This is a genomic window from Chryseobacterium barbadense (assembly GCF_042849955.1).
GTDB lineage: Bacteria > Bacteroidota > Bacteroidia > Flavobacteriales > Weeksellaceae > Chryseobacterium.
In genome coordinates this window covers 325,667-338,848 of the sequence record NZ_BAAFHL010000001.1, presented here as the reverse complement: position 1 = coordinate 338,848, position 13,182 = coordinate 325,667, and the positions used below count along the sequence as shown (strand labels likewise).

The following is a 13,182-nucleotide window of genomic DNA, read 5'->3' as shown; positions in this document are numbered from 1 at the left end:
GATGAGAATAAAGTCTATATTGGTTTCACAACCAGCACCAAGTGAGTCTTCCCCATATTTGGATATAGCGAAGAAGGAAAAAATAAAAATTGATTTCCGTCCTTTTATCCATGTTGAAGGGGTTGACAATAAAGAGCTTAGAACTCAGAAGATTGATCTGACGCAGTATACAGGAATTATTTTTACCAGTAAAAATGCGGTAGATCATTATTTCAGACTTGCCGAAGAGCTGCGTTTTGCCGTTCCGGATACCATGAGATACATCTGTCAATCAGAAGCTATTGCCAACTATCTTCAAAAGCATATTGTGTATAGAAAAAGAAAGATCAGTTTCGGAGAGAAAAATTTCTCTGACCTGTTACCTCTTTTCAAGAAGTTCCCGACGGAAAAATATTTACTTCCATCATCGGATGTATTGAGCCCGGATATTCCTAAAACATTAGATGCCGCCAATATTGATTGGACAAGAGCAATTATGTACAGAACCGTTTGCAGTGATCTGACAGATATTAATGTAAAAGATTATGATATGCTGATCTTCTTCAGCCCGCAAGGAATCAAATCTTTACAGCAGAATTTCCCTAACTTCAGCCAGGATGAAACTAAAATCGGTGTTTTCGGAAACACCACTTTAGCAGCAGCCGAGGAAGCGGGATTAAGAGTAGATTTAATGGCTCCTACCAAGGAAACACCATCCATGACAATGGCCCTTGAAAAGTATGTGAAAGCACTTCATAAATAGGTTTTCATCCTAAAAATATAGCAACCGTCTTTTCAATACAGGAAAGATGGTTTTTTTTTAATTACATTTGAACAAGAATTAATATTGAATGAAAGCTCCACAGGCACAAAAAATAGAAAAAATATTAGAAATACACGGCGATAAAAGGATCGACAATTATTTTTGGCTCAATGAAAGGGAAAATCCGGCAGTAATACAATATCTTGAAGAAGAAAATGCGTATGCCGATTTCATGATGAAGGATACGGAAAAGCTCCAGGAGGATCTTTTTGAAGAAATGAAAGCCCGCTATAAAAAAGATGACGAGTCTCTTCCCTACTTTTTTAATGAGTATTGGTATATCGTTCGTTATGAGGAAGGAAAAGAGTATCCTATTTTTTGCAGAAAACATACAAGTTTAGACAATACGGAAGAAATCCTTATTGATGTTAATATTCTGGCAGAAGGTGAAAGCTATTTTGAAGTGGGAAGCGTAGCTGTTTCTCCGAACAATAAGCTAGTCTCTTTTTCTACAGATAATGTAAGCCGAAGAATCTACACCATCAATTTTAAGAATTTAGAAACCGGGGAAATTTTAGCGGATATGATTCCCAATACCACAGGAAAAGCAGTTTGGGCGAATGATAATGAACATGTTTTCTATATCCGAAAAGATAAAAACCTTCGTGCATTCCAAGTGTACAGACACAAAATAGGAACCGATTCTTCAGAAGACGTTCTGATTTTCCATGAAAAGGATGATACATTTGATGTGAATGTGTTCAAGACAAAATCTTTACAATATATTTTCATTGCTAGTTCCAGCACAATTTCAGATGAACACCGTTTTATCCCTTCTGATAATGTTTTCGCGGACTGGACAATTATTCAGCCTAGAATAGATGATCTGGAATATTCTGTGGAACATTATAAAGATGAATTTTATATCATTACCAATGCTGATGATGCCATCAATTTTAAGATTGTAAAGACCAACATCAATAATTGCGGAATGGAAAACTGGACAGATGTAATCCCCCACCGCAAAGAAGTTCTGTTAGAAGGTTTTGAAATATTCAAAGATTATCTGGTTCTTGAAGAAAGAGAAAAAGGATTGTTGCAGATCAAAATTATTAATGAACATACACAAGAGTCTCATTATTTACCTTTTTCAGATCCTACTTATACTGCTTATATTGGTATTAATTTAGAATTTGATACTGAAGTTCTGCGTTACGGTTATACTTCATTGACCCAGCCAAGTTCTACGTATGAGTACAATATGAAGGAGAAAACCACTCAACTTTTAAAGCAACAGGAAGTTTTAGGCGGGAAGTTTTTCTCTGAAAATTATATTTCCGAAAGAATTTGGGCAGACTCAAGAGATAGGAAAACCAAAGTTCCAATTTCTCTGGTCTATCATAAGAATACTAAGAAATCTGCAGATACTCCTTTGCTTTTGTATGGCTACGGAAGTTACGGGCACACTGTAGATGCCAGCTTTTCCAACGTAAGGTTATCCATTTTAGACAGAGGATTTATTTATGCGATTGCTCACATCCGTGGTGGAGAATATCTCGGAAGAGAATGGTATGAAGATGGAAAAATGCTTTTCAAAAAGAATACATTCTTTGATTTCATTGATGCAGGTAAGTATTTAATCAAAGAAAATTACACTTCATCCGAACATCTGTATGCGATGGGTGGAAGTGCAGGAGGATTACTGATGGGAGCTATCGTTAATTACGAGCCTGCTTTATTCCACGGAATTGTAGCACAAGTGCCTTTTGTGGATGTAGTGACTACTATGCTTGATGAAACTATTCCATTGACTACCGGAGAATACGATGAATGGGGGAATCCCAACAATAAGGAGTATTATGATTATATAAAATCCTATTCTCCTTATGACAATGTGGAAGCAAAAGATTATCCTCACATGCTGATCACAACAGGATTGCATGATTCTCAGGTTCAATATTGGGAACCGGCAAAATGGACAGCTAAGCTCAGAGAATTAAAGACAGATAACAATCTGCTTATCTTTAAAACAGATATGAGTGCAGGACATGGAGGAGCAAGCGGAAGATTTGAATCGTTGAAAGAGGATGCGTTAGAATATGCATTTTTATTAAAACTTGAGAATAATTATGATTAACGAAGCGGAATATTGGCAAAAAGTAGAACAATTTTTCATTGAAAATTTCGATACCGAAAAAAATGCTCCGATTGAAACATATCTGTTTTTGATCGGTCTTCAGGAGTTAGGCAGCGGTAAGCAAAAATACACGAAGGATGATAAGGTAAATTTAATTCATATTGCCGTTTGCAGATTATTGGAGCCTTTTGGATATTATAAATTTTCACATTACGATGATGATGGATATCCACATTTTGAAGAGCTGGAACAACTCCCGGAACTGAAACCGAATGAACAACAAATTTTGATGAAAAAAGCAATTATTCAGTATTTTCAAGATGAAGAATTGCTTTAATTCAATTTGAGAATTTGAAAATGAAATAATTTGAAAAATGTTTTTCTGTTCCTAAGTTTTTGTTTGAACTAAACTTTTAGAATTTGGGTTACATAAAAAAATGAACGGGCCGAAGCCCGTTCCTATTAACATTGATAAGCAAATTTGATATGTTATTTTCAAACTATTTCATTTTCAAATTCTCAAATTTTTAAAGTTGCCCTTTTAGAATTTCTTCCAATTGATTCAGTCCCATTTTGAAGCCTTCTTCAAAACCCATTTCAATAAGCTGCTTCATCGCTTCAGAGGATTCAAAATGGATATTCACGGTTACTTTGGTTCCTTCGTCTACACCTGTAAAACCCAACAACCATTTTGCTTCAGGAAAACTTTCATTGATATTTCCCTTTTCATCACAGAAAGCATCAATACCGTCGAAACTTCTGTGTTCTATAATTTCTCCATATTTTACTTTAGCATAATGCTTTTCCCCTTCCGGGCCTACCATGGCATAGAACCACTCTCCCCCTTCTCTGAAATCCTGATTTACGGTTTCACATTTCCAGGGCTTCGGAGCCCACCATTGATCCAATAATTCGGATTTGGTAAAATAATCCCATACTTTTGACACTTCGGCGTCATAAATTTTCATGACATACACACTGTTTGAGTCAAAATCTTTGTTGAAAACAATATTAGATTCCATAAATAAATATTTTTATCAAACTTACATCTTTATTCCTGGGAAGCTCTTTTCATATGACAAGTATTTAAATACTTATAAATAAATGTTAAAAAACTTCTTTTTAAGAAAAATTATACAATTTTTTGGCTCGTTTTTTGTTTATCAAGTCTTAAAATAATTAATTTTAACATTCACGATTCTAAAATAAACCTAAAAATAAGTAATGAATAATAAATTCATCCCAATAATCTCGGTGTTTATGACAATCTCCCTGATTGTTTTTGTCACGCTCCAGTTTTATTGGCTGAAAGGTTATTACGGTGCCTTGGAACAGGACTTTTCCAACAAGGTATATTCCGCTCTAGAGAACACCTCTAAAAGTGTTTCTGAGATTGAAGTGGAAAAATACCTGAATGCTGATTTTAAAAATTTCAGATCCAATGTTCTTGCGAACAATGATCAACCTTCTTTAACCACTATTCAGCAAGTAGAGGATTCCGGTACCCAGAGACAGATTATTTACTCTAAAAACATCATTGAAAAAACGCAGCTTCCTATCTCTCAAAAAGGAGACTCCATCAAGCTTACTACCCTGTATACTGATGAAGCGGCTTATAAAATAAAAAGAGATACTACTAACCGTGAGCCTCTTACAGCAGAAATCAACCAGGATATAGAAAACGGGGATTATTCCATGAAGGAATTTGCCAAAATATATGGAAACAATCTGCCGATCACAAAAAGAGTTGACAATAAAATCCTGGACTCAGTTCTTACCAAAGAATTAACCATAAGAGGAATTAATGCCAAATTCGGTTTTGGGGTTACAGATAAGAACAATAAACTAACGAGTGTAGCCAATAAGGTATATAAAGAAAAAAAGGATAGCGATACTTATACTTATCCTCTTTTTACGGATAAAAAAGACCGCACATTATATAACCTGGCTTTGGTGTTCCCTAAGAAAGAATATTCTTTAGCGATGAACAACTGGCCGATGTTATTAGGAACTTTCCTTTCTCTACTTACCATCTTAGGGATTTATATTATTTCCATCAATTATATGATGAAGCAGAAGAAACTGGCTGAAGTGAAGACGGATTTCATCAATAATATGTCGCATGAGTTTAAAACTCCATTAGCAACCATTTCTGTTGCAACGGATTCTTTAGCGAATGACAAAATTGCCACCAATCCTGAGAAAGTAAGGTATTATTCCAATCTGATCAAACAGGAAAATTTAAGGATGAAAAAGCAGGTAGAGAATGTGTTGAATATGTCCAAGCTTGAAAGAAATGAGGTGAAATTATTCTTAAAGGAGGCCAATGTGAGAGAACTGATCAAAAAAACCACAGAATCATTCAACCTCATCGTAGAACAGAGAAACGGATCTCTTACCCAGGAATTTACAGCCGATAAATACACCTTCAAAATAGATGAATTCCACATCTCGAATATGCTGGTAAATTTATTGGACAATGCCAACAAATATTCTCCAGAAGCCCCTGAAATACATGTGAAAACCAGAAATGAAGGAAGTTGGTACGTAATTGAGATTTCCGACAAAGGAATGGGAATGGAAACCCAGAACAAGACCAAGATATTTGAGAAATTCTTCAGAGAAGAAACGGGAAATATCCACAATGTAAAAGGACAAGGATTAGGATTGTCTTATGTAAAGAAAATAGTAGAACTGCATAAAGGCCAGATTATCGTAGACTCCCATAAAGGAAAGGGAAGCACGTTTATCATCAAGCTGCCGATGCATTAAATAATAAAACCTAAATAACAAAGTATAGAAGACAGAGTGAAAACGTTCATTCTTATTATTAATTTTTAATTACTGAAATTATGAGCAACAGAATATTACTAGTAGAAGACGATCAGAGTTTTGGAGCTGTATTGAAAGACTACCTAACGATCAATAATTTTGATGTTACCCTTGCTACAGATGGAGAACAGGGTTTAAAAGAATTCACGGAAAATGAATTCGACATCTGTATTTTCGATGTGATGATGCCTAAAAAAGACGGTTTTTCATTGGCGGAAGATGTGAAAAAGATCGATAAAAATACACCGATCATTTTCCTGACAGCAAGAAACATGAGGGAAGATATTTTAAAAGGATATCAGTTGGGCGCAGATGATTACATCACCAAACCTTTTGATACTGAGCTGCTTTTATATAAGATCAAGGCTATCCTTCAAAGAAGCTCTACGTTGGAAAATGAAGAGCAGGAGCAATTTAAGATCAGCAATATCTTTTTCGATTCTATGCTGAGACAATTAAGAGTAGGTGACAAAGAATATAAGCTTTCACCGAAAGAAAATGAATTGTTGAAGCTTCTTTGCATCCACAGAAACGATTTCATGCCGAGAGATCTGGCTTTAAGAAAAATCTGGAAGAAAGAGAATTATTTTACGGCAAGAAGTATGGACGTTTATATTGCCAAGCTTCGTAAATTACTGAAAGATGATGAAGGATTGGAAATCATCAACGTTCACGGGGAAGGATTCAGACTTTTAGTTAAAAATTAATCCGTAAAAAAGATTATAAATATCAAATTAGCAAAACAATTAAAAATGTTTTGCTAATTTTGTTTCATACGACTGGATATGAAAAATACATTTTTAGGCCTTGTTGCCATTTCCATACTTACCGCTTCATGTAAAAAAGATGAAAGAGCAACCTACCTGAAAGAAGAAGCAGGAACTCAGCAAGTCAATGTGGCGGCAAATAATGCTCCTCAAGCCTCTCTTTTGAATCAGGCGGGAATTCAGCCTGCCCAAACTGCTGCACCTGTGGCTCAGGCTACTGCTCCGGGAATGAACCCGCCCCACGGACAGCCGGGACACCGATGTGATATCCCTGTAGGACAACCTTTGAACGGCAAACCTGCCCAAGCAGGTTCTGCACAAAACGTTACGGTAGGAAACAACCAAACCATTCAGATTGATCCTAATGCGATGAAGCCGGGCAAATTTACGGTGGATAGCAAAACAGGAAAACCTGTAAAAACTGCTCCGGGAATGAATCCTCCACATGGAGAACCGGGACATCGTTGTGATATTCCCGTAGGACAGCCTTTAAACAGCAAACCTGCTCCGGCTCCACAACCGGCTCAGACTATCGCTCAGAATACACCGGCTCCCGTACAGCAACCGGCTCCAACCGGAGAAAAACCGAAAGTAAACCCGGCTCACGGAGAACCTTGGCATAATTGCGCCGTAAAAGTGGGAGATCCTTTGCCATAATTTTCGTAATTTTGCCCTATGAAGTTATTGCAGATTCTGACGATCATTTTCTGTCTGGGAATTTTTCTGGTTCCTAAGGATAACTTCTATAATTTATCTGCCAAGGAAACCTGCTGTAAAGCAGATTCCAAAACGGATGTTGACTGCTGCAAAAATCACCAGTCCCCTTCTTCGGATCAGCATCAGGGAAAAACAAAATCATGCAATGATGACTGCTGTTCTTCCTGCATTGCCTGTTATACCTTTATAGAAACCCCTTTTTCTAAAAGCCTGAACCTGGAATTATCTTATTACAAAGTCAATAAGAATTTGCAGTTCCAGTATTCCGATCCTTATATTTCAGACCGTTTAAAAGAAATCTGGCAGCCGCCGAAAATAGGTTAATTAAATCCAACCGCGTTCATTATTCATTAATGGACAGTTTTTTATTTAATCTAAATTGTAAACAAAATGAAATTATATATTTCCAAGTTAATTCTTGGTTTATTCTTATTATCAACATCCTTTATTTTTGCTCAAAACCTATCAAAAAGCCAGTTCCAGGTAAGAGGAAACTGCGACATGTGTAAGGAAAGAATAGAAAACACCGCTAAAAAAGCAGGGGCTAAAGAAGCACGTTATTCTATTGATACCCAAATGTTAACTTTAGAAACAGAGCCCAACATTTTAACGGATGACATCCTTAAAAAAGTAGCGGAAGCCGGCCACGACAATGAAAAATTCAAAGCACTGGATGAAACCTATGAAAAGCTTCCGGGATGCTGTCATTATGAAAGAGATCTTCAACCTTCTCCCCAAACGGAAGCACACCACCAGCAGCATAAAAAAGAAAACGAATTTTATGTAAAAGGAAATTGTGGTTCATGTAAAGCGAGAATTGAAAAAGCAGCTTATGATGCAGGTGCTGATTCAGCGGAATGGAATGCAGAAACACAAACCGTAAGTCTGCAATTCGATGCTTCCAAAACCTCAGCGGACAAAATTTTAAAAAAGATTGCCGAAGTAGGGCATGACAATGAAAAGTATAAGGCTTCCGATGATGTTTATAATGGTCTTCCGGGGTGCTGCCTTTATGACAGGGGAATTCCGATGGGTGCTGCAAATCCTAAAGTCCATTTTGAAGAAGGCTCAAAATCTGAGCATCAAGATCATGATGAGGATAATGAGGTGTCAGAAAATAGTTATAGCCAACATGAGAATAAAATTGATGGTGTTACCGTATCAGGTTCTAAGGCTCCAACTTCTTTGAATAAAAAAGAGGCAGGCCTGACTTTCAATATTGACAAAAAAGAATTATTGAAAGCTGCATGCTGTAATTTATCCGAAAGTTTTGAAACCAATGCTACCGTGGATGTTTCTTTCAGCAATGCGGTTACTGGTACAAAGCAATTAAAAATGTTGGGTTTAGATCAAAAATATACAAGCCTGACGAAAGAGCTTTTACCGGAAATCAGGGGTCTTGCTTCGGCTTATGGTTTAAATTTCATTCCGGGAAGATGGATTGAAAGCATTCAGCTGACGAAGGGGGGAAGTACAGTTACCAATGGTTATGAAAGCATTACCGGGCAAATCAATACAGAACTTTTAAAGAATTCGGAAAAACCGGAAACATCCCTGAATCTTTTTTCAGATTTCAATGGAAGAGCGGAGGCTAATTTTACAAGCGTTGCTCCTATTAATGAGAAATGGTTACAGACTTTTTTATTGCATGGAAACGGAACTTTCGGAAACACGGATATAAATGATGACGGGTTTCTGGACAGACCGAAAGGCACCCAATTAAATGCAGCTTATTTACTTAATTACAATGATTTGGAGAAGTCCGGCTTAGGTTCGCATTTTGGGATTAATTTCATCAAGGATGAAAGAACGGCAGGGCAAACCGGATTTAATAAGCAATTGGACCAGGATGAGCAGTCGGCTTACGGAGTGGGAATTAATATTTCAAGATTCCAGGTGTGGAATAAAACGGGGTATGTTTTCAAAGGAAAACCTTATCAGAGTTTAGGATGGATGAATCAATATGTGTATCATCAGCAGGACAGTTTCTTCGGGTTGAGAAATTATTCGGGAAAACAGCATACGTATTATTCCAATTTAATTTTTGAAAGTATTCTCGGAAATACCAATCATAAGTATAAAGCGGGAGCAAGTTTTCTATATGACGGATACGATGAAACGTATTTAACGGACAATTTCAAAAGAAATGAAATTGTTCCGGGCATTTTTGCAGAATATACATTGACAGGTTTAAAATATACTTTAGTAGCCGGAGCAAGGGCAGATTTTCATAATCTTGCAGGTACGCAGTTTACCCCAAGACTAAATTTCAAATATGACTTCACTCCACAAACTATTCTAAGGCTTTCTGCGGGCAGAGGATTCAGAACAGCTTCTGTATTTGCAGAAAACCAACAGTATTTTGCATCAAACCGTAGTATCAATATTTTACAGAACGGAGGGAATATTTACGGCTTGAAACCGGAAATTGCATGGAACTATGGAGTAAGCTTACAGCAGGAGTTTAAGCTTTTCGGAAGAAAATCCAGTATTGTGGCGGATTTTTTCAGAACAGATTTCCAGGATCAGGTTTTGGTAGATCTGGACAGATCGCCTCAACAATTAACATTCTATAACCTTGAAGGAAAATCTTTTGCCAACAGTTTTCAGACCCAATGGGATTTCACCCCTTTCAAGAATTTTGATGTAAGGCTGGCTTATAAATATTATGATGTTCAGGCCGATTATATGGACGGAAGAAGAGAAATTCCTTTTATGGCAAAACACAGAGGGTTTATGAATCTGGCTTATGCTACCAATAAAAACAGCAAAGGAGGCTTCTGGAGCTTTGATACAACCTTAAACTGGGTGGGAAAACAAAGGCTTCCGAATATGTCGGGCAATCCGGCAGAATTTCAACTTCCGGCTTATTCCGAATCTTATGCGGTGTTGAATGCCCAGATTTCAAGAAATTTCAATAAAAAGCTCAGAGCTTATCTTGGCGGGGAGAATTTAACTTCTTATCAGCAGGACAATCCTATCATCGATTTTAAGAACCCTTTCGGAAATTATTTTGATGGCGGAATGGTGTATGCTCCGATTATGAAAGCTAATTTTTATGTGGGTCTGGATGTGACGTTTTAAAAACAGAAAGCGGGAAGAATGAAGCCGAGAGTATTGGCTGCCTCAATCTTCCTAAATAAAAAAACAGCTTCAATATTGAAGCTGTTTTTTTATTTTATCTCCCGAAGTCATCCTGCACTCTCACAATATCATCTTCATCTGAAGGATTGGATGCATCGGTATGCTGCCAGATTTCAGCCACTACACCCCACCCGTCTAAACCGATCAAACGGTGTCTTTCTCCCTGTTGAAGCTTTACCTGATCTTTTGGCTGATATTCTTTTAATTCACCTTCTTCATCGGTATTGCTTCTTTTGATTCCGACTGTTCCTTCCACTACCTGCCAGATTTCAGCTCTCCTGTGGTGATATTGCCAGCTTAATCTTGCATTTGGAGCTACCAGAAGGATTTTAGGGCTTAGTTTTCCTCCAATTCTCAGATTTTCAACATCAATTCCATCAAAATACTGGTTGGCAAAATCCTGTGCCTGATTCTCATCAATTACGAAAAAACCGCCCCAAGGTCTTGTATCATCTTTGGCAACAAGATTAAACCCTTGTGATGTCAACATTTTTTCTACTTTCTCAAATATTTGCTGTTTTTCTGCACTCATATCCGTTTCTCTTTTAATAGTATTTCTGTTTTATTGTTTCTCTTTTGACATGGAATACGGGAAATCTTTTTCCTGTGATCCTCTTTCTTTGTTCGGCTGATCATCCATACTGAAGTCAAGAACCGCCCCTTTCATAAGCTCTTTATGGCTCAGCCAGTTCTTGGTGTACGGTTGAAGATTCACGTTTAATGATTTTACATAAAGGTTTTTTGCACTGTTTTCCGGTGCTTTTATTTCAATTGTCTTTCCATTTTCCAAATGAATTACCGCCTGTTTGAATAACGGTGCTCCCAAAACATACTGATCTGTAGCAGGCGTCACCGGATAAAATCCTAAAGCCGAAAATACATACCAGGCGGAAGTCTGCCCGTTATCTTCATCTCCGCAATAGCCATCCGGTGTTGCATAATATAATTTATCCATCACCTGTCTTGCCCAATATTGGGTTTTGTATGGCGCTCCAGCATAATTGTATAGATAAATCATGTGCTGGATAGGCTGGTTTCCGTGCGCATATTGCCCCATGTTCATAATCTGCATTTCGCGGATTTCATGGATAACGCTTCCATAATAGCTGTCATCGAAAACCGGCGGTAATGAGAAAACCTCATCCAGCTTGGCTTCGAATTTCTTTTTCCCGCCCATTAATCTGGCTAATCCATCAATATCCTGGAAAACGGACCATGTGTAATGCCAACTATTTCCTTCGGTGAAGGCATCACCCCATTTGAAAGGATTGAAAGGCGACTGAAATTTTCCGTCTTTATTTTTCCCTCGCATTAAACCCGATTCCGGATCGAATAGGTTCTTATAATTATTTGCTCTTTTTTTATAGATTTCAATTTCGGACTCCGGTTTTCCCAACGCTTTTCCCAATTGATATATGGAAAAATCGTCGTATGCATATTCCAACGTTCTGGCCGCATTTTCATTGATTTTCACGTCATAAGGAACATAGCCTAAGGTATTGTAATATTCTACTCCTTTACGTCCTACCGCACTGATCGGACCTTCATGGTCTGCCCCATGTTTCACCGCCTGCCAAAGCGTTTCGATATCATAGCCACGAAGTCCTTTTATATACGCATCAGCTACCACGGAAGCGGAATTGTTCCCGATCATAATATCAGAATATCCCGGACTGCTCCATTCCGGCAGAAAGCCACCTTCTTTGAAAGCATTAGCCAATCCTTCCTGCATTTCTACATTGATGCTTGGATATACCAGATTCAGGAAAGGATATAAAGCACGGAAAGTATCCCAGAAACCTGTTCCGGCAAACATTCTTCCGTCCAAGATTTTACTGTTGTAAGGGCTCCAGTGTTTTATCTTGTTTTGAGCATCGATTTCGTATAGCTTCTGCGGAAAAAACAGGGTTCTGTATAAAGAAGAATAAAAGGTTCTCATTTGTTGATCTGTTCCTCCTTTCACTTCAATTCTTCCTAAGGTTTTGTTCCAGATGTTTTTGGCATCGGCTTTTACCTGTTCGAAATCACGTTTCCCAATTTCTCTGCTTAAATTTAGTTCCGCCTGTTCAAAGCTGATGAATGAAGAGGCTACTTTGGCATAAACAGATTCTTTATTTTTCAGTTTAAATCCAACCACTGCTCCTGCATGATCACTGGTAATTTCCAATTGATTGTTTACCAGCTTATCGTCTTTCCAGGCTGTCGTTACATCAAACTTTTTATCAAACTGAATAACGAAATAGTTTTTGAAGTTCTCATATTTTCCTCTGGAGTATTTGGTAGTATATCCTATAATTTTTCTTTCTTTAGGAAGAATTTTGATGTATGATCCTTTATTCAAAGCATCGATAACCACATAAGCACTGTCCGTTTTAGGGAAATCAAATTTAAAAAAGGCTGCTCTCTCTGTAGGAGTGAATTCCGTAGTTACGTTGATATCCGCAAGGTAAACGCTATAAAAGTAAGGGGTTGCTACCTCAGCTTTATGACTGAACCAGCTTGCACGGTCATCTTCTTTGAATTTTAATTTTCCCACTCCCGGCATTAGAGTAAAAGCACCGTAATCGTTCATCCAGGGAGACGGCTGATGCGTTTGTTTAAAACCTCTTATTTTGTCTGCATCGTAGGTATAAGCCCAACCGTCACCCATTTTTCCGGTTTGCGGTGTCCAAAGATTCATTCCCCACGGAAGCCCCACTGCAGGATAGGTATTCCCGTTTGATAAGGACGGCTTGGACTGGGTTCCCATCAAAGGATTCACATAATCAACAGGGGATGAATCCTGACCAAAGGCCAAGATATTCAAAACAATAAAGACGGTTGAAAACAGAGACTTCATTATA

General features: G+C 37.7%; 11 protein-coding genes. 8 read left to right on the top strand and 3 right to left on the bottom strand.

The features are described from left to right. Position 1 precedes the first annotated feature (1 nt). From ACGHIN_RS01605 to ACGHIN_RS01595, 3 genes are all read left to right on the top strand, one after another. Positions 2 to 742 (top strand): uroporphyrinogen-III synthase, encoded by a 741-nt coding sequence (locus tag ACGHIN_RS01605; RefSeq protein WP_390450451.1) that lies wholly within the window; start codon positions 2 to 4, stop codon positions 740 to 742. Positions 743 to 830: 88 nt separating this feature from the next. Then, the gene (locus ACGHIN_RS01600; protein WP_390450264.1) at positions 831 to 2,879 is read left to right on the top strand and encodes a S9 family peptidase; all 2,049 of its coding nucleotides are present in this window, start codon (positions 831 to 833) and stop codon (positions 2,877 to 2,879) included. After that, positions 2,872 to 3,216 (top strand): hypothetical protein, encoded by a 345-nt coding sequence (locus ACGHIN_RS01595; RefSeq protein WP_390450263.1) that lies wholly within the window; start codon positions 2,872 to 2,874, stop codon positions 3,214 to 3,216. The genes ACGHIN_RS01600 and ACGHIN_RS01595 overlap by 8 nt, the downstream gene beginning before the upstream one ends. Positions 3,217 to 3,406: 190 nt before the next feature. Here the strand turns inward: ACGHIN_RS01595 and ACGHIN_RS01590 are convergent, their stop codons facing one another. Beyond that, on the bottom strand, positions 3,407 to 3,901 hold the full coding sequence (locus ACGHIN_RS01590) for an SRPBCC family protein (RefSeq protein ID WP_390450262.1): 495 nt from the start codon (positions 3,899 to 3,901) through the stop codon (positions 3,407 to 3,409). A gap of 202 nt (positions 3,902 to 4,103) precedes the next feature. Here ACGHIN_RS01590 and ACGHIN_RS01585 point away from each other — a divergent pair, with 202 nt between their 5' ends. From ACGHIN_RS01585 to ACGHIN_RS01565, 5 genes are all read left to right on the top strand, one after another. Next, entirely contained in the window at positions 4,104 to 5,651 is a 1,548-nt protein-coding gene (locus ACGHIN_RS01585; protein WP_390450261.1) for a sensor histidine kinase, read from the top strand. 80 nt (positions 5,652 to 5,731) lie between these two features. After that, positions 5,732 to 6,418, top strand: coding sequence for a response regulator transcription factor (locus tag ACGHIN_RS01580; RefSeq protein ID WP_121462357.1), 687 nt, complete (start codon positions 5,732 to 5,734; stop codon positions 6,416 to 6,418). Positions 6,419 to 6,496: 78 nt separating this feature from the next. Then, positions 6,497 to 7,135 (top strand): hypothetical protein, encoded by a 639-nt coding sequence (locus tag ACGHIN_RS01575; protein WP_390450260.1) that lies wholly within the window; start codon positions 6,497 to 6,499, stop codon positions 7,133 to 7,135. An 18-nt stretch (positions 7,136 to 7,153) separates the two neighbouring features. Continuing rightward, entirely contained in the window at positions 7,154 to 7,519 is a 366-nt protein-coding gene (locus ACGHIN_RS01570) for a hypothetical protein (protein WP_390450259.1), read from the top strand. Positions 7,520 to 7,585: 66 nt separating this feature from the next. Further along, positions 7,586 to 10,279, top strand: a complete 2,694-nt coding sequence (locus ACGHIN_RS01565; RefSeq protein ID WP_390450258.1) for a TonB-dependent receptor domain-containing protein — start codon at positions 7,586 to 7,588, stop codon at positions 10,277 to 10,279. Between the two features lie 94 nt (positions 10,280 to 10,373). Here the strand turns inward: ACGHIN_RS01565 and ACGHIN_RS01560 are convergent, their stop codons facing one another. Next, entirely contained in the window at positions 10,374 to 10,871 is a 498-nt protein-coding gene (locus ACGHIN_RS01560; protein ID WP_245143005.1) for a cupin domain-containing protein, read from the bottom strand. Between the two features lie 30 nt (positions 10,872 to 10,901). Beyond that, complete coding sequence (locus tag ACGHIN_RS01555) at positions 10,902 to 13,178, bottom strand: GH92 family glycosyl hydrolase (RefSeq protein WP_390450257.1); 2,277 nt, start codon at positions 13,176 to 13,178, stop codon at positions 10,902 to 10,904. Positions 13,179 to 13,182: the final 4 nt, after the last annotated feature.